At 62.2% G+C, this 23,048-nt stretch carries 23 protein-coding genes; 18 read left to right on the top strand and 5 right to left on the bottom strand.

Going from position 1 to position 23,048, the window contains the following annotated elements; all coding sequences use genetic code 11:
• Positions 1–116 precede the first annotated feature (116 nt).
• The 3 genes from PVZ78_RS13220 to phoB all read right to left on the bottom strand — a co-directional run bounded on the left by PVZ78_RS13220 (position 117) and on the right by phoB (position 3,700).
• Positions 117–1,457, bottom strand: a complete 1,341-nt coding sequence (locus PVZ78_RS13220; RefSeq protein WP_009051600.1) for a hemolysin family protein — start codon at positions 1,455–1,457, stop codon at positions 117–119.
• Positions 1,458–1,573: 116 nt separating this feature from the next.
• On the bottom strand, positions 1,574–2,866 hold the full coding sequence (gene phoR, locus PVZ78_RS13215; protein WP_231999353.1) for a phosphate regulon sensor histidine kinase PhoR: 1,293 nt from the start codon (positions 2,864–2,866) through the stop codon (positions 1,574–1,576).
• A gap of 144 nt (positions 2,867–3,010) precedes the next feature.
• Positions 3,011–3,700 carry a phosphate regulon transcriptional regulator PhoB gene (gene phoB, locus PVZ78_RS13210; RefSeq protein ID WP_016703132.1) on the bottom strand — a complete coding sequence of 230 codons (690 nt, stop codon included), beginning with the start codon at positions 3,698–3,700 and terminating at the stop codon, positions 3,011–3,013.
• Between the two features lie 151 nt (positions 3,701–3,851).
• Between phoB and PVZ78_RS13205 the strand changes: the two genes are divergently transcribed.
• On the top strand, positions 3,852–4,235 hold the full coding sequence (locus tag PVZ78_RS13205; protein ID WP_009051598.1) for a COG4315 family predicted lipoprotein: 384 nt from the start codon (positions 3,852–3,854) through the stop codon (positions 4,233–4,235).
• Between the two features lie 69 nt (positions 4,236–4,304).
• Here the strand turns inward: PVZ78_RS13205 and ubiA are convergent, their stop codons facing one another.
• Together ubiA and PVZ78_RS13195 are read right to left on the bottom strand one after the other, a co-directional pair.
• Positions 4,305–5,195 carry a 4-hydroxybenzoate octaprenyltransferase gene (ubiA, locus tag PVZ78_RS13200; protein WP_009051597.1) on the bottom strand — a complete coding sequence of 297 codons (891 nt, stop codon included), beginning with the start codon at positions 5,193–5,195 and terminating at the stop codon, positions 4,305–4,307.
• The gene (locus PVZ78_RS13195; protein ID WP_273828780.1) at positions 5,195–5,758 is read right to left on the bottom strand and encodes a chorismate--pyruvate lyase family protein; all 564 of its coding nucleotides are present in this window, start codon (positions 5,756–5,758) and stop codon (positions 5,195–5,197) included. The genes ubiA and PVZ78_RS13195 overlap by 1 nt, the downstream gene beginning before the upstream one ends.
• A 216-nt stretch (positions 5,759–5,974) precedes the next feature.
• On the opposite strand from PVZ78_RS13195, the gene PVZ78_RS13190 reads away from it, so the two are divergent.
• From PVZ78_RS13190 to tagH, 17 genes are all read left to right on the top strand, one after another.
• Entirely contained in the window at positions 5,975–6,142 is a 168-nt protein-coding gene (locus PVZ78_RS13190) for a rubredoxin (protein ID WP_009051595.1), read from the top strand.
• A gap of 39 nt (positions 6,143–6,181) precedes the next feature.
• Positions 6,182–7,330, top strand: coding sequence for an NAD(P)/FAD-dependent oxidoreductase (locus PVZ78_RS13185; RefSeq protein ID WP_009051594.1), 1,149 nt, complete (start codon positions 6,182–6,184; stop codon positions 7,328–7,330).
• A gap of 188 nt (positions 7,331–7,518) precedes the next feature.
• Positions 7,519–7,794, top strand: coding sequence for an HU family DNA-binding protein (locus PVZ78_RS13180; RefSeq protein ID WP_003213368.1), 276 nt, complete (start codon positions 7,519–7,521; stop codon positions 7,792–7,794).
• 631 nt (positions 7,795–8,425) lie between these two features.
• Complete coding sequence (gene tssA / locus PVZ78_RS13175; protein ID WP_135007059.1) at positions 8,426–9,982, top strand: type VI secretion system protein TssA; 1,557 nt, start codon at positions 8,426–8,428, stop codon at positions 9,980–9,982.
• Positions 9,983–10,015: 33 nt separating this feature from the next.
• The gene (tssB, locus tag PVZ78_RS13170; RefSeq protein ID WP_007930286.1) at positions 10,016–10,519 is read left to right on the top strand and encodes a type VI secretion system contractile sheath small subunit; all 504 of its coding nucleotides are present in this window, start codon (positions 10,016–10,018) and stop codon (positions 10,517–10,519) included.
• Between the two features lie 29 nt (positions 10,520–10,548).
• Positions 10,549–12,024 carry a type VI secretion system contractile sheath large subunit gene (tssC, locus tag PVZ78_RS13165; protein ID WP_009051592.1) on the top strand — a complete coding sequence of 492 codons (1,476 nt, stop codon included), beginning with the start codon at positions 10,549–10,551 and terminating at the stop codon, positions 12,022–12,024.
• 14 nt (positions 12,025–12,038) lie between these two features.
• Positions 12,039–12,446: a type VI secretion system baseplate subunit TssE gene (gene tssE / locus PVZ78_RS13160; RefSeq protein WP_007930282.1), complete on the top strand. Its 408-nt coding sequence runs from the start codon at positions 12,039–12,041 to the stop codon at positions 12,444–12,446.
• Between the two features lie 14 nt (positions 12,447–12,460).
• Positions 12,461–12,967, top strand: coding sequence for a PAAR domain-containing protein (locus PVZ78_RS13155; protein WP_124302271.1), 507 nt, complete (start codon positions 12,461–12,463; stop codon positions 12,965–12,967).
• Between the two features lie 4 nt (positions 12,968–12,971).
• Positions 12,972–13,823, top strand: a complete 852-nt coding sequence (locus PVZ78_RS13150; protein WP_273828779.1) for a hypothetical protein — start codon at positions 12,972–12,974, stop codon at positions 13,821–13,823.
• Positions 13,820–14,224: a hypothetical protein gene (locus tag PVZ78_RS13145; RefSeq protein ID WP_273828789.1), complete on the top strand. Its 405-nt coding sequence runs from the start codon at positions 13,820–13,822 to the stop codon at positions 14,222–14,224. Before PVZ78_RS13150 ends, PVZ78_RS13145 begins: the two co-directional genes overlap by 4 nt.
• A gap of 97 nt (positions 14,225–14,321) precedes the next feature.
• On the top strand, positions 14,322–14,528 hold the full coding sequence (locus PVZ78_RS13140; RefSeq protein WP_023967800.1) for a hypothetical protein: 207 nt from the start codon (positions 14,322–14,324) through the stop codon (positions 14,526–14,528).
• 116 nt (positions 14,529–14,644) lie between these two features.
• Positions 14,645–16,432, top strand: a complete 1,788-nt coding sequence (gene tssF, locus PVZ78_RS13135; protein ID WP_007930278.1) for a type VI secretion system baseplate subunit TssF — start codon at positions 14,645–14,647, stop codon at positions 16,430–16,432.
• Positions 16,396–17,403, top strand: a complete 1,008-nt coding sequence (tssG, locus tag PVZ78_RS13130; protein WP_007930277.1) for a type VI secretion system baseplate subunit TssG — start codon at positions 16,396–16,398, stop codon at positions 17,401–17,403. Before tssF ends, tssG begins: the two co-directional genes overlap by 37 nt.
• 11 nt (positions 17,404–17,414) lie before the next feature.
• Positions 17,415–20,069, top strand: coding sequence for a type VI secretion system ATPase TssH (gene tssH / locus PVZ78_RS13125; protein WP_053270195.1), 2,655 nt, complete (start codon positions 17,415–17,417; stop codon positions 20,067–20,069).
• Positions 20,070–20,079: 10 nt separating this feature from the next.
• Complete coding sequence (locus PVZ78_RS13120; protein WP_038574683.1) at positions 20,080–21,597, top strand: sigma-54 interaction domain-containing protein; 1,518 nt, start codon at positions 20,080–20,082, stop codon at positions 21,595–21,597.
• A 95-nt stretch (positions 21,598–21,692) separates the two neighbouring features.
• Positions 21,693–21,833, top strand: coding sequence for a hypothetical protein (locus PVZ78_RS13115; protein WP_007930271.1), 141 nt, complete (start codon positions 21,693–21,695; stop codon positions 21,831–21,833).
• Between the two features lie 17 nt (positions 21,834–21,850).
• The gene (gene tagH / locus PVZ78_RS13110) at positions 21,851–23,044 is read left to right on the top strand and encodes a type VI secretion system-associated FHA domain protein TagH (protein ID WP_009041347.1); all 1,194 of its coding nucleotides are present in this window, start codon (positions 21,851–21,853) and stop codon (positions 23,042–23,044) included.
• The last annotated feature ends 4 nt before the right edge of the window (positions 23,045–23,048 follow it).

Below are 23,048 nucleotides of genomic sequence, written 5' to 3'. Positions count from 1 at the left end.
CCTTATCGCAGCCTTCGGCAGCGGCTACAGGGTGATCTGCGGGGCGGGTGTCATCAGGGGAGGGGGGCGCGAGCAATCGAGCGTCGATTACTCGCGATAGGGGGCTCAGGCCTTGCTCAATCGAGCATCAACACCTTGGCCAGGACGATTTTCGGGCCTTTCATCTTCTTGATGATGATGCGCAGGCCTTCGACTTCCATGACCTCTTCTTCTTCCGGTACCCGTTTCAGGGTCTCGTAGACCAGGCCGGCGAGGGTTTCGGCCTCGATATGGTCCAGGTCGATGCCCAGCAGGCGTTCCACCTTGAACAGCGGGGTATCGCCGCGCACCAGCAACTTTCCGGGCTGGTAGGCGAGGATGCCGCGCTCGGCCTTGCGGTGTTCGTCCTGGATGTCGCCGACCAGCACTTCCAGCACGTCTTCCATGGTCAGGTAGCCGATGATCTTGCCGTCGGCTTCCTCCACCAGGGCGAAGTGGGAACCGCCTTTACGGAATTGTTCCAGCAGCTGCGACAGCGGCATGTGCCGGGAAACGCGTTCCAGCGGGCGGGTCAGCTCGGCCAGGTTGAACGATTCGGGGATATGGTCCAGCGCCGCCAGTTCCAGCAGCAGGTCCTTGATGTGCAGCAGGCCGACGAACTCGTTGCGCTCGCTGTCGTAGACCGGGTAGCGGCTGAACTTGTGGCGGCGGAACAGGGCGAGAATCTGCTTCAGCGGCGCGTTGAACTCCACGCTGATCAGGTCTTCCCGGGAATTGGCCCAGTCCACCACTTCCAGCTCGCCCATTTCCACGGCCGAGGCCAGCACGCGCATGCCCTGGTCGCTGGGGTCCTGGCCCCGGCTGGAGTGCAGGATCAGCTTCAGTTCTTCGCGGCTGTAGTGGTGTTCGTGATGCGGGCCGGGCTCGCCCTGGCCAGCGATGCGCAGGATGGTGTTGGCGCTGGCGTTGAGCAGGTAGATCGCCGGGTACATCAGCCAGTAGAACAGGTACAGCGGCACCGCCGTCCACAGCGACAGCAGCTCGGGCTTGCGGATCGCCCAGGACTTGGGCGCCAGCTCGCCGACCACGATGTGCAGGTAGGAAATGATGAAGAAGGCGGTAAAGAACGACACGCCCTTGACCACTTCCGGCGAGTCCACGCCCACGGCGCTGAGCAGCGGCGCCAGCAGGTGCGCGAAGGCCGGTTCACCGACCCAGCCGAGGCCGAGGGAGGCCAGGGTGATACCCAGCTGGCACGCGGAAAGGTAGGCATCCAGCTGGCTGTGTACGGTGCGCAGGATCTGTCCGCGCCAGCCGTTCTTGTGGGCGATGGCCTCGACCCGGGTCGAGCGCAATTTGACCATGGCGAACTCGGCGGCTACGAAAAAGCCGTTGAGCAGAACCAGGAGCAGTGCAAAAAGAATCATGCCGAAGTCGGCGAAAAGAGACGCGAGGGTAAAACCAGGGGAAGGGTCCATGATGGAGTTTTGCGGGTTCCGTGTATTCGAAAAAGAGAGAAATGCGCGGCGCAATGGCAGGCGCAAGCCAGCCAATGTAGCGGCTGGCAGGGCGATTGCCTAGTGGCGCGTAGCTGTCACCGCTGGTCGGTCAGGGTGCCGGCGCGGAATCTTTTCACCTGGGCCGGGGCGAAATGGCAGGTAAAAGTGCTGCCGTGGCCGGGTACGCTGCTGATCTCCAGGCGCGCCCGGTGGCGCAGCAGCACATGCTTGACGATGGCCAGGCCCAGGCCGGTGCCGCCGGTGTTGGAGTTGCGGCTGGAGTCGACCCGGTAGAAGCGTTCGGTCAGGCGCGGCAAGTGCTTGCTGTCGATGCCGATCCCCGAGTCCTGCACGCTCAGGTGCGCGCCTTGCTCGTCGCCCCACCAGCGGATGCGGATGTTGCCCTCGGCCGGGGTGTATTTCACGGCGTTGAACACCAGGTTGGAAAAGGCGCTGCGCAGTTCCGCCTCGCTGCCCTTGAGCTGGATCTGCGCGTCGGCTTCCAGGGTGATGCGCTGGTTGCGCTCCCCGGACAGCGCCTGGGCATCGCTCTTGATCGATTGCAGCAGCGCATCGATCGGCACCGGCTGGTTGTCCGACGGGTAGTCGGTGGCTTCCAGCTTGGCCAACAGCAGCAGGTCGTTGAGCAGGGTCTGCATGCGCCCGCCTTGCTGCTGCATCTGCTGCAGGGCGCGGCTCCAGCGTGGGTTCACTTCCTCGACGTTGTCGAGCAGGGTTTCCAGGTAGCCGCAGATCACCGTCAGCGGCGTGCGCAACTCGTGGGAGACGTTGGCGATGAAGTCCTTGCGCATCTGTTCCAGCTGGTGGATGCGGGTCACGTCGCGCACCAGCATCAGGTGTTCGTTGTTGCCGTAGCGGGTGATGTACAGCTGGATGCGTACGCGGTCGTTGGTCGGCGAGGGGATTTCCAGCGGCTCGTTGTAATTGTCCTGCTCGAAATATTCCTTGAAGCGCGGATGGCGCACCAGGTTGGTCACCGGCTGGCCGCTGTCCTGCGGGGTCTTCAGGCCCAGCAGGGTTTCCGCGGCGCGGTTCCACCATTCCAGGTTGCCGTCGCTGTCGAGCATGATCACCGCGTCTTTCAGCGCCGCGGTGGACTCCTGGACCCGGTCGATCACCGCTTGCAGGCGCCCGCGCACCCGTTGGTCGCGGCGTTGCAGGTGGTAGATGCTGTCGAACACCTCGCCCCACAGGCCGTAGCCATCGGGCGGTGCTTCATCAGGTTGGTGCAGGCGCAGCCATTCGTGCAGGCGCAGCAGTTGCTTGAGGGTCCAGGCCAGATAGATCCCCAGGCCGAGGGCCAGGCTCCAGCCGTAGTAACCGCTGATCAGGCCGACCAGCAGGCAGCCGGTGACCAACAGCAGCATGTGGCGAATCAGGGTGCCATGCCAGTTCTGGTTCACTTGGGATCCTTAGCGGATCAGCTGCAAGTTGCAAGCTACAAGCTGCAAGGTTGAAGCGGATCTGCGTTTGCTTTTGCTCTTTCTTGCAGCTTGAGGCTTGCAGCTTTCTCAACTTTTAGTTGAGAACCGGTAGCCGGTGCCGCGCACGGTTTGTACCAGATTCTCGTAGGCATCGCCCAAGGCTTTGCGCAGGCGGCGGATATGCACGTCGACGGTACGCTCTTCGACGTAGACGTTGCCGCCCCAGACCTGGTCCAGCAACTGGCCGCGGGTGTAGGCGCGCTCCTGGTGGGTCATGAAGAATTGCAGCAGGCGGTATTCGGTCGGGCCCATCTCGGCCGGTTTGCCGTCGATGGTCACGCGGTGGCTGATCGGGTCCAGCAGCAGGCCGCCGACTTCAATCGGTGCCTCGCCGTCGGTCGGGCCGGCGCGGCGCAGTACGGCCTTGAGGCGCGCGACCAGCTCGCGAGGGGAGAACGGCTTGGTGATGTAGTCGTCGGCGCCGACTTCCAGGCCCTGGATCTTGTTGTCCTCTTCGCCCTTGGCGGTGAGCATGATGATCGGGATGTCACCGGTCAGCTCATCGCGTTTCAGGCGCCGGGCCAGCTCGATGCCGGAGGTGCCGGGCAGCATCCAGTCGAGCAGGATCAGGTCGGGCTTGCGGTCGACGATGATGGCATGGGCCTGCTGGGAGTTCTCCGCCTCCAGGCAGTCGTAGCCGGCCATTTCCAACGCAACGGCGATCATTTCGCGAATGGGCGCTTCGTCGTCAACGATCAGAATGCTCCTGCCAACCATGCTTAATCCTCTTGTCATTTAACTGTCTTGCGCCGCATTAGATAACGGAATTATTGCAGTCGTGTGACAGTATTTTAGGTGCTGGGGCGAGGGCTGCATTCGTGGACTAAGCTTTGGGTCCGAATCCTGACAACCACCAAAGAAGGTTTCTATGACTCAACTCACGCAATCCTGGAAAACCCTGTTGCTGAGCGCTGCGCTGGCCCTGCCGGGGCTGGCGTTCGCCGCGGAACCGGCGATGGTCAAAGACGGTATGTACGTCGACCACAAGGGCATGACCCTGTACACCTTTGCCAAGGATGCCGATGGCAAGTCCATGTGTAACGACAAGTGCGCCGCCAACTGGCCGCCGCTGATGGCCGCCAGCGGCGACAAGGCTATGGGCGAGTGGACCGTCATCAAGCGTGACGACGGCTCCATGCAGTGGGCCTACGACGGCAAGCCGCTGTACACCTTCGTGATGGACAAGAAAGCCGGTGACATGACCGGCGACGGCAAGATGGACGGCGCCTGGAAAGTAGCCAAGCCTGATTGATGGCAGTGCGATTATCGCGGGCCAGCCTCTTTCCTGCGCAGGAGCGAGGCTGGCCCGCGATCACGATCCTCAGCGCACCGCGTAATCCACGACTATCCCCAGGAAAATTGCCAACCCCGCCCAGTGGTTATGCAGGAAGGCCTTGAAGCACTTCATCCGGTCGCGATCGCGGGTGTACCAGAACTCCCAGGCAAAACACCCGGCCGCCACCAGCAAACCCAGGTGGAACCAGATACCCAACTCGAAACGCGCGCCCGCCAGCAGCAGGCACCCCAGCGCCAGGCCCTGCAGGGTCAGGATGATCACCCGGTCGGCTTCGCCGAACAGGATCGCGGTGGATTTCACCCCGATCTTCAGGTCGTCGTCGCGGTCGGTCATCGCGTAATAGGTGTCATAACCCACGGTCCACAGCAGGTTGGCGATGTACAACAGCCAGGCGGTGGCCGGCAGTTCGCCGGTCTCGGCGGTGAAGGCCATCGGGATGCCCCAGGAGAACGCCGCGCCCAGCACCACTTGCGGGTAATAGGTGTAGCGCTTCATGAAGGGGTAGGTGGCCGCCAGGGCCAGGCCGCCCAGCGACAGCCAGATGGTCGCCGCGTTGGTGCACAGCACCAGCAGGAAGCTGATGAACATCAGCACGGCGAAGAACACCAGGGCTTCCTTGGAACTGATCTTGCCGCTGACCAGCGGACGCTGTTCGGTGCGCTTCACGTGGCCGTCGACCTTACGGTCGGCCCAGTCGTTGATCACGCAACCGCCGGCCCGGGTGAGGGTCACGCCGAGGACGAAAATCACGATATTGGCCAGCGATGGCGAGCCTTCGCCGGCAATCCATAGGGCCCAGAGGGTCGGCCAGAGCAGCAGGTAGATGCCGATCGGCTTGTCCATGCGGGTCAGCTGGATAAAGTCCCAGGCGCGCGGATTCAGGCGGTTGAGGGATTTGAGCAGGCTCTGATACATCAGCGGTTCTCCGGCTGGGCGCCGACGGCGCTCCACAGGGACGGCAGGAAGATTTCGGCGACCAGCACGCTCAGGGTTGCGCGATCGAAGCGTGAACGGCGGGCCCAGAGGTCATCGGCTTGCACCTCGTCGGGCAGCCACGGGCGTGGGTAATGGCAGACCTCGATGGGGCGGCGCGCAAAGGCCTGGTCGCAGAACAGCAGTTCGCCCAGGGAGCGGCTGCCCAGTTCGTCCATGTTCAGCCCGCCATCCTGCAGGGCGCTACGGGCCGCCACGCTGCGGGCGAATACCCAGGCCTGGCCGTGACCGCGCAGATACACCTCGCGTACCCAGCCCTGGCTACCTAGCGGCAGGTCCAGCGCGGCGCATTCGTCGACACGCAGGGTCTGCCAGCCCTCGACCAGCGGCGTCACGCTGAAACCGTCATTGGAGAGACGGGTCAGGCGCCGGGTCAGCGAACCTTCATCGAACAGCCAATCGAGGGTCTGTGCGTCGGGGAGGGGCGTCAGCCGGCTTTGCGAGAGCCAGTCCGGGGTGGAAAATGGAGAGATTGAGTGCGGCACAGTGGGTCATTATTGGCAGCAAATGAGGCCGCGAGCTTAGCATGGCGACAGGCGATTTTGCCGCAATGGAGCGGCCGTCCGCAGCGAACGTGCTTGCATCCGTCGGTGCTCATCAGTACAAAACGCGCTGGGCCGGACGCGCCCCCTGGCGTCATCCAGAGTCGATTCATCGACCATCCCGCCGGCAACAGCCTGAGAACCTGAGGAAACGCGTAAATGAAAAAGTGGCAATGTGTGGTCTGCGGCCTGATCTACAACGAAGCCGACGGCTGGCCGGACGACGGAATCGTGCCCGGTACCCGCTGGGAAGACGTGCCTGAAGACTGGCTCTGCCCGGATTGCGGAGTCGGCAAAATGGATTTCGAAATGATCGAGATCGGCTGATCACAACCTGATGATCCCCTGAACCTGAAGGAGTAAGGAATGAACGCACCTGTCGTCATCGTGGGCACCGGGCTGGCCGGCTACAACCTGGCCCGAGAGTTTCGCAAGCTCGATAGCGAAACGCCGCTGCTGCTGATTACCGCCGATGACGGACGTTCCTATTCCAAGCCGATGCTTTCCACCGGCTTCGGCAAGAACAAGGAAGCCGACGGCCTGAGCATGGCCGAGCCCGGCGCCATGGCCGAGCAGTTGAAGGCCGAGGTGCGCACCCATACCCGCATCAGCGGCATCGACCCTGGCCACAAGCGCCTGTGGATTGGTGAAGAAGCGGTGAACTACCGCGACCTGATCCTCGCCTGGGGCGCGGAAACCGTGCGCGTACCGGTGGAGGGCGATGCCGGCGACCTGATCTTCCCGATCAACGACCTGGAAGACTACGCGCGCTTTCGCGCGGCCGCGGCCGGCAAGCGCCGGGTGTTGCTGCTGGGCGCCGGCCTGATCGGCTGCGAGTTCGCCAACGACCTGATCCTCGGCGGTTATGAAGTGGACCTGGTAGCGCCTTGCGAGCAGGTCATGCCGACGCTGTTGCATCCTGCGGCAGCTGCCGCGGTACAGGCCGGGCTGGAAAGCCTGGGCGCGCGCTTCCACCTGGGGCCGGTGCTCAATCGCTTGCAGCGCACAGCGGATGGCCTCGAAGCGCATCTGTCCGACGGCGAGGTGATCGCCTGCGATCTGGTGGTGTCGGCGATCGGCCTGCGCCCACGCATCGACCTGGCCGCCGCCGCGGGGTTGATGGTCAACCGCGGGGTGGTGGTGGACCGGCATCTCAAGACGTCCCACGCCAACATCTATGCCTTGGGCGACTGCGCCGAGGTCGATGGGCTGAATTTGCTGTACGTCATGCCCCTCATGAGTTGTGCGCGAGCGCTGGCACAAACCCTGGCGGGTAACCCGACGGCAGTCAGTTACGGGCCGATGCCGATCACCGTGAAAACCCCGGTCTGTCCATTGGTGGTTTCGCCACCGCCACGCGGCCTGGAAGGCGTGTGGGCGGTCGAGGGGCAGGGCGCCGACATCAAGGCGCTGTGCCGCGATGCCAGCGGCAAGCTGCTGGGTTATGCCCTGACCGGGGCCGCGGTCATGGAGAAATTGGCCCTGAACAAGGAGCTTCCCGGCTTATTGGCCTAAATACCGGTCGTTCTGTCGGAATAATCATGTGTTTGCCGCTACAAAGGTCGCGCAGAGACTGGCGCCACTCCTAACCGCGTGCCATCCTCACACCCGTCTGCCGCAGAGTAGAGCCTGCGGCGCCTTGGGCGCTGTTCCGGAAGAACAGCACGGACATAACAACAAAAAACCGTCAAAGAGGCTTCACTATGCGTAAACCAGAACTCGCCGCTGCAATTGCTGAAAAAGCGGATCTGACCAAAGAACAAGCCAACCGCGTTCTCAACGCCGTTCTCGAAGAAATCACCGGCGCCCTGCATCGTAAAGACAGCGTCACCCTGGTAGGTTTCGGAACCTTCCTGCAGCGTCACCGTGGCGCCCGTACCGGCAAGAACCCGCAAACCGGTGAGCCGGTGAAGATCAAGGCCAGCAACACCGTAGCCTTCAAGCCAGGCAAATCGCTGAAAGACAGCGTCAATCCATAACTGTTGCGAACTCCCTCGATAGCAGGGAGAACCGTATTGAAAAATGGGCAAGCCGATACTTCGGATGCCCATTTTTTATGGGTGGCTGTTCCGTATATAAAGAACAGGAATGCATGAAGCAAGTTTTGTTAGAACTCCATCTGTACTGTTCAAAAAACATACAGATTGTTGCGATAGCAAACTACCGTCTCGAGTGCCATCATATTGGTGGCACTTTTCAAAGTTAGGTGTTGTACGCGGACTGCACTTTTTTATAAAAGTTCAAAATTAAGATTGTTCCCGTATCCGGCACTTTTCGACTCTGTCTGGCATTGTCCCTTAATCATTGAATCGTTCTCTGGTTTATATCGCGCAAGGCTCTGGCCGGCGGCTCCCAGCGTTTCTGGTTGAAATAGGGATTCAACTGACTGCCTAAGGGGAACCCCTGTCATATATAAGGCAATCTCTTACGAGCAGCCGATGACAGTTCGTCTTGTCGTTTGAAGGGATGCTTGCTAGTGGCCATCATACTGATTACGATGCGCGCTCTTGAAAGAGCAGGCTCAATTGGATGAGTACGCTCTTCGATACTGTCCAGCACGTGAAAAAAGTCTCGCGTGCGTATAGACCGTAATCTCAAAAAAGGCCATGGATGTCCTACTCAAGTAAACTTTCTGCCCATTACCTCGACCTCGCCAAGGCCTCTGTTTCCAAAGAGAGTTTTGCGGGCGAGGACGTTCGCTTCTCCAGCGAATACGAGGCACTGGAAAGTGAGCTGGGCAAAGCCCAATCCATGCACGAAAGCGGCCAGATCGACTGGCTGAAAATCCTCGAAAACAGTGAAGCGCTGCTGCGTACCCAGTCCAAGGATCTGCGGGTGGCCGCCTGGCTCACCTGGGCCTTGTATCAGCGTGAATCCTTCCCCGGCCTGCTGGCCGGCCTTGGTCTTCTGCAGCACCTGTGCGAACAGCATTGGGCGCAGATCCACCCCGCCAAACTGCGTACCCGGGCTGCCGCCATCGGCTGGCTGGTGCCGCGTCTCGAGCAGGTGCTGGGCGAAAACATCGCGATCAAGGAGCAACTGCCGCTGTTCCGCCGCCTGGTGGAACACCTGGAAGGGCTCGATACCGTGCTCACCGAGCATCTGGGCGACAACGCGCCCTTGCTGCTGCCGATCTGCCGGCGGCTGTCGACCATGGTCCAGCGCGCCGCCGACAACCAGCCGGAACCCGGCGCCGTGGGCGCGGTGGTGGCGCAGGTCAAGCAGGCCGCGACCCAGCTGTTCACGCCCGGCGCGCCGATCGACAACGAGAAGGAAGCGCAGAAGGCCCTGCGCGCGTTGCAGGAAAACGCCCGGCCGCTGAGCGCCTGGTGGCTCAAGCAGAAGGCCACCGATGTGCGCGCCCTGCGCCTGAACCGCACCATGCTGTGGTTGCCCATCGATGCCGTCCCGGAGCGCAATGCCGAGCAGATCACCGCGTTGCGCGGGTTGCCGGCCGACAAGCTGAAGACCTATCAGGAACGTTTTACCAACGGGCAGTACGCCGACCTGCTGGTGGAGCTCGAAGCCAGCCTGGCCAGGGCGCCATTCTGGTTCGACGGCCAGCGCATGGTCTGGGAATGCCTGCAGGGGCTGAACGCCGACCAGGCGATGCGCGAAGTGGAGTTTCACTTCGCACTCCTGTTGCAGCGTCTGCCGGGGGTGGTCGAACTACGTTTCCACGACGGCGCGCCTTTTGCCGATCCGGCCACCCGCAGCTGGATCAGCGCCCACGTCATGCCCCATCTGCAAAGCGCCAGCGCGCCGCGCAAGGTCGAAGCGACCACCAGCCAGCCGGCCTGGGAAGAAGCCCTCGAAGAGGTCTTGCCGATCCTGCGCAAGGACGGCCTCAAGGCCGCCGTGCAGGTCCTCAAGCAAGGCCTGCAGAACGCCCACGGCGGACGGGTGCGGTTCTTCTGGCAGTTCAGCCTGGCGCGGCTGTGCTTCATGGCCAAGAAATACGAGCTGGCCAAGACCCAACTCGAAACCCTCGATCAAGAATTACTGAGCTCGGGCCTGCATGCCTGGGAGCCGGATCTTGCGTTGGAAGTGCTGCACCTCCTGCATAGCTGCTGTGAGTTGTTGCCGCAGAACCACGCAGTGCGAGAACGCAAGGAAGAGATTTATCGCAGGCTGTGCCACCTCGACCTCGAAGTGGTACTCGAATAGGCCCCAGGGCCAACAACCGCAAGGAGAAAAGCCATGGCCAAAGAAGGCTCGGTAGCCCCCAAGGAACGCATCAACGTCACCTTCAAACCCGCCACCGGCGGTGCTCAGGAAGAGATTGAACTGCCGTTGAAGCTACTGGCAATCGGTGATTACACCCAGCGCGTGGACGAGCGCAAAGTGGAAGACCGCAAGCCGATCAGCATCGACAAAATGACGTTCGACGAAGTGCTGGCCAAGCAGGAGCTGAGCCTGACGCTGAGCGTGCCTAACCGTCTTCAGGAAGAGGGCGACACCGAAGAGCTGGCGGTCAAGCTGCGCGTCAACTCGATGAAGGACTTCAACCCGGCCAGCCTGGTCGAGCAAGTGCCTGAGCTGAAAAAACTGATGGAACTGCGCGACGCGCTGGTGGCCCTCAAGGGTCCGCTGGGTAACGCCCCTGCATTCCGTAAAGCCATCGAAGGCGTACTCGCCGACGACGAATCGCGCGGTCGTGTACTCGGTGAGCTGGGCCTGAACGCCGCAGCCACCGAAGCCTGAGTCTCTATCAGTCAAGGAAGCCAAACACTATGAGCACTAGTGCAGCACAACAGAAAAGCAACGAGAACGGCGAGTACAGCATTCTCGACAGCATCATCGCCGAAACCCGCCTGACTCCGGACGACGAAGCCTACGACATCGCCAAGCGCGGCGTGTCGGCCTTCATCGAAGAGCTGCTCAAGCCTCAGAACGACGGTGAGCCGGTCAAGAAGGCCATGGTTGACCGCATGATCGCCGAGATCGATGCCAAGCTCAGCCGCCAGATGGACGAAATCCTTCACCACGAAGACTTCCAGTCCCTGGAATCGGCCTGGCGTGGCCTGCAGTTGCTGGTCGACCGCACCAACTTCCGCGAAAACATCAAGATCGAAATCCTCAACGTCTCCAAGCAGGACCTGCTGGACGACTTCGAAGATTCGCCGGAAGTGATGCAGTCTGGCCTGTACAAGCACATCTACACCGCTGAATACGGCCAGTTCGGTGGCCAGCCGGTGGGCGCGATCATCGCCAACTACTTCATGTCGCCAAGCTCGCCAGACGTGAAGCTGATGCAGTACGTGTCCAGCGTTGCCTGCATGTCCCACGCGCCGTTCATCGCCGCGGCCGGTCCGAAATTCTTCGGCCTGGAAAGCTTCACCGGCCTGCCGGACCTGAAGGATTTGAAAGACCACTTCGAAGGCCCGCAATTCGCCAAATGGCAGAGCTTCCGCCAGTCGGAAGACTCGCGCTACATCGGCCTGACCGTACCGCGCTTCCTGCTGCGCAACCCGTACGATCCGGAAGAGAACCCGGTCAAATCCTTCGTCTACAAGGAAACCGTTGCCAACAGCCACGAGCACTACCTGTGGGGCAACACCGCGTACGCCTTCGGTACCAAGCTGACCGACAGCTTCGCCAAGTTCCGCTGGTGCCCGAACATCATCGGCCCGCAGAGCGGTGGCGCGGTAGAAGACCTGCCGCTGCACCACTTCGAAAGCATGGGCGAAATCGAAACCAAGATTCCTACAGAGGTCCTGGTTTCCGACCGTCGTGAATACGAACTGGCCGAGGAAGGCTTCATCTCCCTGACCATGCGCAAAGGCAGCGATAACGCGGCGTTCTTCTCCGCCAGCTCGGTGCAGAAGCCGAAGTTCTTCGGCATCAGCGCCGAAGGCAAGGCTGCGGAGCTGAACTACAAGCTCGGCACCCAGCTGCCGTACATGATGATCGTCAACCGCCTGGCTCACTACCTGAAAGTGCTGCAGCGCGAGCAACTCGGTTCGTGGAAAGAACGTACCGACCTCGAGCTGGAACTCAACAAGTGGATCCGCCAGTACGTCGCCGACCAGGAAAACCCGAGCGCCGAAGTCCGTGGCCGCCGTCCGCTGCGTGCCGCGCAGATCATCGTCAGCGATGTGGAAGGTGAGCCGGGCTGGTACCGCGTCAGCCTGAACGTGCGCCCGCACTTCAAGTACATGGGTGCCGATTTCACCCTGTCGCTGGTTGGCAAGCTGGACAAAGAGTAACCAGGAGCTAGGTCATGACCGGATACGGCAGCCTTTTCGAACGCCTGAGTGGCGAGGCCGACAAGCGTGTCGGCTGGAGCCGCGAGGTTTCCGCCATGGCGTCGGTGGCTGCCCATCTGGGCAAGATGCTCAGCACCCGTGCGGGCAGCGTGCAGACGCTGTCCGATTACGGGTTGCCCGATCTCAACGACATGCGCCTGAGCCTGCACGACGCCCTGAGCCAGGCTCGCCTGGCCATCGAAAGCTTCATCGAAGCCTACGAACCGCGTCTGAGCAATGTGCGTGTCGTTTCCCTGCCGCGCGATCACGACCAGCTCAAGCTGGCTTTCAATATCGAAGGCCTGCTTGAGGTGGACGGGTTCAAGCGCCAGGTCAGTTTTTCCGCGCGCCTGGATGGCAGCGGACAGGTCAAGGTCAGTTAAGCAAGGAAACGACGATGTCAGGTAAACCCGCAGCACGCGTCAGCGACCCCACCGCCTGCCCGCTCCCCGGCCATGCAACCAACCCGATCGCCGCCGGTTCCGGCGATGTGTTCTTTGACGGCCTGCCCGCCGCCCGCCAGGGCGATGCCTCGGCCTGTGGCGGCGCGATGTCCGGCGCCCTGGCGACCACCGTGCTGATCAATGGCAAGCCGGCGGCCACGGTTGATTCGGTCGGGACTCATGGAAATATCGTTATCGGTGGGTCGGGGACGGTGATTATCGGGAATTCCCACTCGGCGGCGCCGTTTGTGGCGCCGGAGCCTGTAGTCATTCCTGGAGTCTTCAATCGTATTTTTTCGTTCCAGACTGCAGATGGGCAGCCAGCCGCCAACTTGAATTACAGGATGGTTTCTGAAAGTGGAATAGAAAAAGCTGGATGTTCATCGGCAGCTGGAGGAACTGGATGTTTTTCAACCGGTAAGCAAAGCGAAATGGTCACCATTTACGTGTCGTCGGAGTAACTGCGTGGAAACCACAATTGTTATCGACGGCGTTTCCCATGTTTTCGAGACTTCCGATAGAAAGACGGAGCTGAAAATTAAGGCGGAAACAACGCCCAGTGAGGACAAGAAGCCGAAACAGCTTCCATTGCCCAATGTCTGGTTGGTAACCAGGAATAATGGGGTGCCGCTTTTTGCTCTAAAACCAGCAGCCTCAGACATTCAATTCCGAATTCTGACGGCCGAGAAGCTGTACGAGGCAAAACGTCAGTGGTTTGAACCGTTGGCGGATAATTACCGGAAAATGATATGGGTTAATCCGGAGTCTCAAACAGCTGGTTCGGAGTCTTATAGTGCGTACAAGCACTTTACATGGGCGCAAATCATCAAGTTCGCAGTCGTGGATCGTATGTCGATCAGCTTTGCACCAAAAATGCCTGGCGACTGGAAAAACAGCGCAGAAGGCGGAGCCAAGTTTCTGATAGTAATGATTGAGGGCAAGCCTTATTGGTCCGATGCTGTAGGGCAGATACCATTCGCTACTGATACATACCGTCTTTATTTTGAAGAAACCAAGCAACTTGAAGCCTCTATCCTGAGGACGGTCGAGACGGGCATGAAGTATGGAGACGGTCTTCCTGTATTTCCAAAGGAAGACTTTTCCAATGAGTATGACAACTACATGGTCTTACGTGGCGCGCTATGGGCTTCTGAAAACTTTGAGCTACGTGTGGAAAAGGTAAGGGTGTTTGCCGGTCGCATGGGCTATCGCGAAAAGATCGTAACCAGCACTGTGTACCGCGGTGCATCGGACCAGAAACTGAGAAGCTCCATTACACAAGATTCGGTACAAAAGTACGGGGTTTGGCAGAAGTGATAGCGAGGATCGCTGTAGGCTTGTTTGTCCACTTCTGTGCCTGTGTGGCATATGTGGTGCTCAACTATTACGGGGTTTCTTTATATAAACACCTGTTTGGTGGGCTGACTTCCCGAGGCGCATCCATCGGGATCGCCATGTACATGGTTTTTTATCTTTTTGTTGCGGTGAACCTTGTTGTTTCTCTAGTTCCAAAGTTCGCAGTTAAATGGGGGGCGCTAATGGTTATGGTCGCCCTGATATCGATTTACCTGCTTCCTGAATACCCTGTTCGAGCATTTGCATACAGTGCGTTGAGCGGCAGCTTGACTGCAGTGGCGATACTTGTTGCGAATAAAGTGAATAAATATTTATCGCAGCGAATCGCAAAGCAAGGGGCAAAGGGTGAACTCAATGACTAAGTTCGCCGGCTTCCTCCTGTTTCCTGTGACCTTGAGACGCGGCGCAACAGGTCTACAACAAACCATTTGTCTGTCGCGAACCGGGGTTCAATAAGTGATGGATCTTAAAGGTTATTTGGCGGTATTGGCGGATAGCGACCTGTTTGGCGTTTTGGCAATCGTCTGTTTTTTTGTGGCGATTGGTGGCCTGTTTGCCGGTATCAGGAATTCCAAGGGGCATAGGGCTCTGGTCTTTCTATGTCTGATGTCTGTTCCGTTGCTTGAGGCAGTTGGTAGCTACTTCGCTAATTTGCCTCCAGCCTGAATGCCGGTTTTGGGTTGGGCTGAATGAACTTCCTGAATCAACTGCCCGAATGAATATGAAGACTACGTCGACGCACATACCGAGTTCACCCGAATTCAACACCAAGCAGGTAACCCGTGTCCTTTAACCACTACTACCAAAGCGAACTCACCGCGCTGCGCCAGTTGGGTCGCCGTTTCGCCGAGCGTAGTCCGGCCCTGGCGCCGTTTCTCGGGCAGGCCGGGCGGGACCCGGATGTGGAGCGCCTGCTCGAAGGTTTCGCGTTCCTCACCGGTCGCCTGCGGCAGAAGCTCGATGACGAGCTGCCGGAGTTGAGCCACTCGCTGATGCACCTGCTGTGGCCGAACTACATGCGGCCGTTGCCGGCGTTCAGCATTTTGCAGTTCGACCCGCTGAAGCAGTCCGGGCCGGCCCTGCGTGTGGAGCGTGATACGCCGGTGGAGAGCAAGCCCATCGATGATGTGCGCTGCCGCTTCCGTACCTGCTACCCGACCGAGGTCCTGCCGTTGGACCTGACGGCGCTGAACTACTCGGTGAAAGGCGACGGCGCGCTGCTCAGCCTGCGCCTGGAGATGAGCTGCGACGGCCATCTCGGCGAGCTGAACCTGAGCCGCCTGCGCCTGCACCTGGCGGGCGAGCGCTACATCAGCCAGATGCTCTACCTGAGCCTGCTGCGCAACCTCGAAGGCATCGAGCTGGTGCCGCTGGGCATGGATGGCAAGCCGTTCCCGGGTGTCAGTGGCAATGCCATGTCGTTCAAGATGCCCGGCAACCGCGTGCAGCCGGTGGGCTTTGCCGAAGAAGAGGCGTTGATCCCGTACCCGCTCAACACCTTCCGCGGTTATCGCTACCTGCAGGAGTATTTCGCCTTCCAGGACAAGTTCCTGTTCGTCGACCTGAACGGCCTGGACCTGCTCAAGTCGCTGCCGGAGGACACCCTCAAGCAGTTGCACGGCCTTGAGGTGCGCTTCGACATTCGCAAGAGCGGCATCCAGCGCCTGCGGCCGACCCTGGACAACGTGAAGCTGTATTGCACGCCGATCGCCAACCTGTTCAAGCACGACGCGCTGCCGATCCGTCTCGATGGCAAGCAGGACGAGTACCTGCTGTTGCCGGCCGAGTACGACCTGGAAAACTGCGGCGTGTTCTCGGTGGAAACCGTGACCGGCTGGAAGCCCGGCGGCCTGGGTTACCAGGAATATGTGCCGTTCGAATCCTTCGAGCACGACCCGAGTTTCGACGTCCCGCAAAGCCGCCCGCACTACAGCATCCGCCAGCGCTCCTCGTTGCTGCACGACGGCCTGGACACCTACCTGAGCTTCGGCATCCGCCACACCGAGGCCCACGAAACCCTGTCCATCGAGCTGACCTGCACCAACCAGAACCTGCCGCGCCGGCTCAAGCTCGGCGAGATCAACCAGGCGTGCGAGGAAACCCCGGAATTCCTCAGTTTCCGCAACATCACCCCGGCCACTTCGAGCTACGCGCCACCGCTGAATCGTGACTTCCTGTGGAAGCTGATCAGCAACATGTCGCTCAACTACCTGTCGCTGGCCAACGTCGACGCGCTCAAGGTGATTCTCGAAACCTACGACTTGCCGCGCTACTACGACCAGCACCTGGAAAAGGTCAGCAAGCGCCTGCTGGGCGGGCTCAAGTCGATCCGCCACGAGCATGTCGACCGGCTGCACCGGGGCCTGCCGCTGCGCGGTCTGCGCACCGAGCTGACCATCGATCCGGAAGGTTATATCGGTGAAGGCGACATGTTCGTCTTCGCTTCGGTTCTCAACGAGTTTTTCGCTCTTTACGCCAGTCTCAACTCGTACCACGAGCTGCGGGTAAAAAGTACACAGGGAGAGGTGTACCAATGGACACCACGTATGGGTCTACAGCCCCTGCTTTAAGCGGGCTGACCCGGGTCATCCGCGAGTACTCGCTGTTCCAGGCCGTGCTGCTGGTAGTGGACCGGCTGCGCGATTCCCATCCGGGCCTGAGCGAAGAGGATCTCTACGACCAGCTGGAATTCCAGGCCAATCCGAGCCTGGGTTTCCCTGGCAGCGACGTCGATCGCGTGGAGTTTTTCGAAGAGCACGGGCAGATGCGCGCGCGCCTGCGGTTCAACCTGATCGGGCTGTTCGGCTCCGGCTCGCCGCTGCCGGCGTTCTACGGTGAGCAGGCCCTGGGCGACAGCGAGGACGGCAACCCGACCCGCAATTTCCTCGACCTGTTCCACCATCGCCTGCAGCGGCTGATGCTGCCGATCTGGCGCAAGTATCGCTACCGCGCCAGCTTCAAGAGCGGCGCGCTCGACCCGTTTTCCGCCCAGCTGTTCGCCCTGATCGGCCTCGGCGGCGAAGACATCCGCAAGGCCAAGGAACTGAACTGGAAGCGCCTGCTGCCGTACCTCGGCCTGCTCAGCCTGCGGGCCCACTCGGCGGCGCTGATCGAGGCCGTGCTGCGCTACTACTTCAAGCATGCGGACCTGGTAATCGAGCAGTGCATCGAGCGTCGGGTGGAGATTCTTGAGGAGCAACGCAACCGCCTGGGTCGCGCCAACAGCCAGCTCGGCGAAGACCTGGTGCTGGGCGAGCGGGTGCGCGACCGCAGCGGCAAGTTCCGCATCCATATCCGCCAGCTCGACTGGCAGCGCTTCCACGAATTCCTGCCGATCGGTTTCGGCTACCAGCCGTTGTGCGCGCTGGTGCGGTTCACCCTGCGTGACCCGCTGGACTACGACATTCGCCTGGTCCTGCGCCAGGAAGAAATCCGCGAACTGCGCATCGGTGAGCAGAACGCCTGTCGCCTGGGGTGGACCAGTTGGCTCGGCCGCGAACGCGCGGACGGCGTGGTGACCCTGGGCAGCAAAATTCATTAAGGACAGATGACATGATCAACGTAGACCTGCAGCAACTGATCCAGGCGCTGGACGCCGAAACCCGCCGCGACCTGGAAAGCTCCGCCGAACGCTGCGTCGCCCGTGGCGGCAGCAAGATCCTGGTCGAAGACCTGTTGCTGGGCCTGCTGGAGCGTCCGCAAGGCCTGCTCGCCCGCGCGTTGCAGGACGCCGAAGTGGATGCCGGCGAGCTGAGCGCGGCCCTGCAATCGCGGGTCGAGCACAGTGCCTCGCGCAACCCGGTGTTCGCCCCGGAGCTGGTGCAGTGGCTGCAGGATGCCTTGCTGGTGGCCAACCTCGAACTGGGCCAGAGCCAGGTCGAGCAGGCGGCGCTGATCCTCGCCCTGCTGCGCAACCCGATGCGCTACGCCGGTAGCCGCTACCAGCCGCTGCTGGCCAAGCTGAACATCGAACGGCTGAAGGATTTCGCCCTGTCGCAGAAGGAAGAACCGGCCAGCGGCAAGCCGGCGGCGCCGGGCGAATCGCTGTTGCAGCGCTTCACCCACAACCTGACCCAGCAGGCGCGCGAGGGCAAGCTCGACCCGGTGCTGTGCCGCGATGGCGCGATCCGCCAGATGGTCGACATCCTCGCCCGGCGCCGCAAGAACAACCCGATCGTGGTCGGCGAAGCCGGCGTCGGTAAAACCGCGGTGGTCGAAGGCCTGGCCTCGCGCATCGCCGCCGGTGAAGTGCCACAGGTGCTCAAGGGCGTCGAGCTGCTGTCGCTGGACATGGGCCTGCTGCAGGCCGGCGCCAGCGTGAAGGGCGAGTTCGAGCGCCGCCTCAAGGGCGTGATCGACGAGGTCAAGGCTTCGCCTAAGCCGATCATTCTGTTTATCGACGAAGCCCACACCCTGATCGGCGCCGGCGGCAACGCGGGCGGTTCCGATGCGGCCAACCTGCTCAAGCCGGCGCTGGCTCGTGGCGAGCTGCGGACCATCGCCGCCACCACCTGGGCCGAGTACAAGAAGTACTTCGAGAAAGACCCGGCACTGGCCCGTCGCTTCCAGCCGGTGCAGCTGCACGAACCGACCGTCAGCGAGGCGGTGACCATCCTGCGTGGCCTGGCCCAGGTCTACGAAAAGAGTCACGGCATCTACCTGCGCGACGACGCGGTGGTGGCCGCGGCCGAACTGTCGGCCCGCTACCTGGCTGGCCGCCAGCTGCCGGACAAGGCGGTGGACGTGCTCGATACCGCCTGTGCCCGGGTGCGCATCAGCCTGGCGGCGGCGCCGGAGAGCCTGGAACGCCTGCGTGGCGAGCTGGCCGAAGGCGGCCGTCAGCGCCAGGCACTGCGCCGCGATGCCGAGGCCGGCCTGGTGATCGACCAGGAAGCGCTGGACGCGTTGGAAGCCCGTCTGGCCGACGCCGAGGCCGAGCAACAAGCCCTGGAAACCCTGTGGAGCGAACAGCGCACCCTGGCCGAGCGTCTGCTCGAACTGCGCCAGCAACTGGCCAAGGCTCGCGACGCGGCCAACCAGCCACCGCGGGTATCGGTGGAAGAAGACGCCGAAGGCACGGTGATCGAAACCCTCGCCGCCGAAGTGGAAGAAGGGCAGAGCGTCGAGGCGCTGGAGGCTGCCCTCAACGAAACCCATCGCGCCCTGAGCGATGCCCAGAGCCAGGAACGCCTGGTCAGCTTCGAAGTCTGCCCGCGCCTGGTGGCCGAAGTGATCAGCGCCTGGACCGGTGTGCCACTGACGCAACTGGCCCGTGAACACAACGCCAAGGTGGCGAGCTTCGCCACCGACCTGCGCGCCCGCATTCGTGGCCAGGAGCAGGCGGTGCATGCGCTGGATCGCTCGATGCGCGCCACCGCCGCTGGCCTGAACAAGCCGGATGCCCCGGTCGGTGTGTTTCTGTTGGTGGGCCCGAGCGGCGTCGGCAAGACCGAAACCGCCCTGGCCCTGGCCGACCTGCTGTACGGCGGCGATCGCTTCATCACCACCATCAACATGTCCGAGTTCCAGGAGAAGCACACCGTGTCGCGCCTGATCGGCGCGCCGCCAGGCTACGTTGGCTACGGCGAAGGCGGCATGCTCACCGAGGCGGTGCGGCAGAAGCCGTATTCGGTGGTGCTGCTCGACGAGGTCGAGAAAGCCGACCCGGACGTGCTCAACCTGTTCTATCAGATCTTCGACAAGGGCGTGGCCAACGACGGCGAAGGGCGCGAGATCGACTTCCGCAACACGCTGATCCTGATGACCTCGAATCTGGCCAGCGACCGCATCAGCGCGCTGTGCGAGAACGGTGAGCGACCGAGCGCCGAGATCCTGGAAGAGACCATCCGCCCGGTGCTCAGCAAGCACTTCAAGCCGGCGCTGCTGGCGCGCATGCGCGTGGTGCCGTACTACCCGGTGGGCGGCCCGGTGCTGCGCGAGCTGATCGAAATCAAGCTGGGCCGTCTGGGCGAGCGCCTGAGTCGTCGCCAGCTGGATTTCACTTACTGCCAGAACCTGGTCGACCACCTGGCCGAGCGCTGCACCCAGAGCGAAAGCGGCGCGCGCCTGATCGATCATCTGCTCGACCTGCACGTACTGCCGCTGGTGGCCGACCGCCTGCTGGACGCCATGGCCACCGGCGAGAACCTCAAGCGCGTACACGCGACGCTCGACAGCAGCGGCGGCGTGACCTGCGAGTTCGCCTGAGGTGGGTGTGATGTTCACTCGTGTACCGCAACCGCTGATCTACGCCGAGGCGCTGCTGGCGCAGTTCGCCAGCCTGTCGCGGGCGGCCGACGGTGGCGCGCTGCTGGGCGATTTCGTGCGCGGCGTGGCCGGGCTCAGCGGTTGCGAGCTGAGCCAGTTGTACCTGCTGGACGCGACTCATACCCGGCTGGGCCTGAGCGCCGAATGCCTGGGCGGCATCCTGCAGCCGCGGGAAGCGGCGAGCCTGCCGGCGGACTACAACGGTGAGCAGTTGCTGCAGTTCGCCCTGTGCCAGAACCGAGTGGTGAGCCTGGTGGGCCTGAGCGGCAGCCTGCACGAAACCAGCTTCCTGCCGGCCCGGGACACGCCCTGGCAGTCGCTGCTGTGCGTGCCGCTGGTGAACACGCAAAAGGCCGTCGAAGGCCTGCTGCTGTGCGCCAGTCGCGAGCATATCGACCTGCAGGGTTTCGCCGATTCCATGGGCCAGCTGGGCTCGTTCGTGCTCGGGCAATTGCACCTGCTGCAACGCCTGCGCCGTCCGGTGGGCGACACCGCGCCCGTGGCCAGCACCCCGGTCAGCGCCAGCGGCTACGGGCTGATCGGCAACAGCACGGCCATGCGCCAGACCTACCAGTTGATCAGCAAGGTGCTGCACAGCCCCTACACCGTGTTGCTGCGCGGCGAGACCGGCACCGGCAAGGAAGTGGTGGCGCGGGCCATCCACGACTACGGCCCGCGGCGCTCCCAGGCGTTCATCGTGCAGAACTGCGCGGCCTTCCCGGAGAACCTGCTGGAGAGCGAGCTGTTCGGCTACCGCAAGGGTGCCTTCACTGGCGCCGATCGCGACCGTCCGGGGCTGTTCGACGCGGCCAATGGCGGCACCCTGTTGCTGGACGAGATCGGCGACATGCCGCTGTCCCTGCAAGCCAAGCTGCTGCGCGTGTTGCAGGAGGGCGAGATCCGTCCGCTGGGTTCCAACGACACCCACAAGATCGACGTGCGCATCATCGCCGCGACCCACCGCGACCTGGCGGTGCTGGTCAGCGAGGGCAAGTTCCGCGAGGACCTGTACTACCGTCTGGCGCAGTTCCCGATCGAGTTGCCGGCCCTGCGTCAGCGCGAAGGCGACATCCTCGACCTGGCCCGGCACTTCGCCGACAAGGCCTGCGCTTTCTTGCAGCGCGACCCGGTGAGCTGGTCGGAAACCGCCCTCAATCACCTGTCGGGCTACACCTTCCCGGGCAACGTACGCGAGCTCAAGGGCCTGGTGGAACGGGCGGTGCTGCTGTGCGAAGGCGGTGAGCTGTTGGCCGAGCATTTCTCCCTGAGCAGCGAAGCGCTGCCGGAAGAACCCGGCCTGAACCTGCGCGAACGCCTGGAGAAGGTCGAGCGCCACCTGCTGCTCGATTGCCTGCGCAAGAACGACGGCAACCAGACCCTGGCGGCCCGCGAGCTGGGGCTGCCCAGGCGCACGCTGCTGTACCGCCTCGGGCGGTTGAACATCAATCTTGGCGACTTCGAGGGTTAGCGCGACATGACTTTCCCCAGCGCCTTTTTCGTTTCGCCAAGCGTCGCCCGCCAGGGTCGGCGCTTTGTGCATTGTCTACCCATGGAGACCCTCTGATGTCTGTTCGTCACTGGCAAGCCGCCCTGCTGGCTCTGATCGTTCTCAGCGGCCTCGGCGGCTGTAGCGGTAATTACAAATTCAACGACAACACCTATCGCCCATTGGGTGATCCGCAGGCGGTCAATCGCGGCAAGTGACCGCAAGGAGCATCATCATGGAACTGGTTTTCGAAATGCTGAACACCAAGCAGTTCGTGCCCACGGAGTTGAGCAGCAAAACCTTCAAGCAGGCCGGTGGGGTGATCGGGCGGGGCGAGGATTGCGACTGGATCATTCCGGACCGCAAGCGTCATCTGTCCAATCACCACGCGATCGTCAGCTACCGCGACGGAATGTTTTTCCTCACCGATACCAGCAGCAACGGTATCCAGGCCAGTGACAGCGGCGCGCGCCTGCGCAAGGGCGAGCCGCAGCGCATCGAGCACGGCAGCGTGTATGTGCTGGGGGACTTCGAGATCCGCGCGCGCCTGGTGCGCGATCCGGCGACCTTCGACGCCGAAGTCGGCCGTCCGCAAGCCGCTGGCAGCATCATTCCCGATGACGCATTCCTCGACCTCGACCCGCTCAACGCGCTGGACCAGCAGGAGCGGGTGTATTCGGAAATCGACGAGCTGACCGCACTCAACACGCCGCGCCAGGAACCACGGCAGCGCGCGGACTATGCGCGGATCGACATGGAAAGCCTGCTGGTGCCGGAACTGGTGGCCCAGCCCGAGGCGCCGGTCGCCGTCGAGCCGGCCCCGGTGGAGCGCCAGAGCGAAGGCTTCTGGGAGCATTTCGGCGCGGCGCTGGGGGTGGACCTCAAAGGCCTCGATCACGACGCCCGCGAAGCCCTGGCGATCGATGCCGCGCGCCTGCTCAAGCAAAGCATCGGCGGCCTGCAGCAGAGCCTGCGCACCCGCAGCGAGCTGAAAAACGAACTGCGCCTGGCCCTGACCACGGCCCAGGGCGGCAGCAAGAACCCGCTCAAGTTTGCCGTGGACGCCAGCGAAGCGCTGGGCATCCTGCTGCAGGGCAACAAGCCCGGCCAGTTGCCGGCCGAGCAGGCGATCTCCCGCGCGTTCCGCGATCTGCAGGCGCACCAGGTGGCGCTGCTGACCGCCAGCCGCGCAGCTGTACGCGGCACCCTCGAGCATTTTTCGCCGCAGCAACTGACCCTGCGTTTCGAGCGCGACAACAAGCCGTTGCTGGCCACCTCCGGCAGCCGCTGGAGAGCCTACAACCGCTACCACCAGGCCCTACGCCAGGACGATGACTGGAGCGAACGCCTGCTGGCCCGCGACTTCGCCCAGGCCTACGAAGAACAGATCCGCCTGATCTCCACCCTTCACACCGAACACCAAGGATGATGCG

This window comes from Pseudomonas sp. SBT1-2 (assembly GCF_028640875.1).
Lineage (GTDB): Bacteria > Pseudomonadota > Gammaproteobacteria > Pseudomonadales > Pseudomonadaceae > Aquipseudomonas > Aquipseudomonas chlororaphis_I.
Note: the sequence above shows the minus strand (reverse complement) of the source record. Positions and strands in the feature narration are given on the sequence as shown.

Bases quoted from the DNA above. Each gene is read 5' to 3' on its own strand.
- PVZ78_RS13220 (WP_009051600.1), bottom strand. From the start codon at position 1,457: ATGGACCCTTCCCCTGGTTTTACCCTCGCGTCTCTTTTCGCCGACTTC.
- phoR (WP_231999353.1), bottom strand. From the start codon at position 2,866: ATGCTGCTGTTGGTCACCGGCTGCCTGCTGGTCGGCCTGATCAGCGGT.
- phoB (WP_016703132.1), bottom strand. From the start codon at position 3,700: ATGGTTGGCAGGAGCATTCTGATCGTTGACGACGAAGCGCCCATTCGC.
- PVZ78_RS13205 (WP_009051598.1), top strand. From the start codon at position 3,852: ATGACTCAACTCACGCAATCCTGGAAAACCCTGTTGCTGAGCGCTGCG.
- ubiA (WP_009051597.1), bottom strand. From the start codon at position 5,195: ATGTATCAGAGCCTGCTCAAATCCCTCAACCGCCTGAATCCGCGCGCC.
- PVZ78_RS13190 (WP_009051595.1), top strand. From the start codon at position 5,975: ATGAAAAAGTGGCAATGTGTGGTCTGCGGCCTGATCTACAACGAAGCC.
- PVZ78_RS13185 (WP_009051594.1), top strand. From the start codon at position 6,182: ATGAACGCACCTGTCGTCATCGTGGGCACCGGGCTGGCCGGCTACAAC.
- PVZ78_RS13180 (WP_003213368.1), top strand. From the start codon at position 7,519: ATGCGTAAACCAGAACTCGCCGCTGCAATTGCTGAAAAAGCGGATCTG.
- tssA (WP_135007059.1), top strand. From the start codon at position 8,426: ATGTCCTACTCAAGTAAACTTTCTGCCCATTACCTCGACCTCGCCAAG.
- tssB (WP_007930286.1), top strand. From the start codon at position 10,016: ATGGCCAAAGAAGGCTCGGTAGCCCCCAAGGAACGCATCAACGTCACC.
- tssC (WP_009051592.1), top strand. From the start codon at position 10,549: ATGAGCACTAGTGCAGCACAACAGAAAAGCAACGAGAACGGCGAGTAC.
- tssE (WP_007930282.1), top strand. From the start codon at position 12,039: ATGACCGGATACGGCAGCCTTTTCGAACGCCTGAGTGGCGAGGCCGAC.
- PVZ78_RS13155 (WP_124302271.1), top strand. From the start codon at position 12,461: ATGTCAGGTAAACCCGCAGCACGCGTCAGCGACCCCACCGCCTGCCCG.
- PVZ78_RS13140 (WP_023967800.1), top strand. From the start codon at position 14,322: ATGGATCTTAAAGGTTATTTGGCGGTATTGGCGGATAGCGACCTGTTT.
- tssG (WP_007930277.1), top strand. From the start codon at position 16,396: ATGGACACCACGTATGGGTCTACAGCCCCTGCTTTAAGCGGGCTGACC.
- tssH (WP_053270195.1), top strand. From the start codon at position 17,415: ATGATCAACGTAGACCTGCAGCAACTGATCCAGGCGCTGGACGCCGAA.
- PVZ78_RS13120 (WP_038574683.1), top strand. From the start codon at position 20,080: ATGTTCACTCGTGTACCGCAACCGCTGATCTACGCCGAGGCGCTGCTG.
- PVZ78_RS13115 (WP_007930271.1), top strand. From the start codon at position 21,693: ATGTCTGTTCGTCACTGGCAAGCCGCCCTGCTGGCTCTGATCGTTCTC.
- tagH (WP_009041347.1), top strand. From the start codon at position 21,851: ATGGAACTGGTTTTCGAAATGCTGAACACCAAGCAGTTCGTGCCCACG.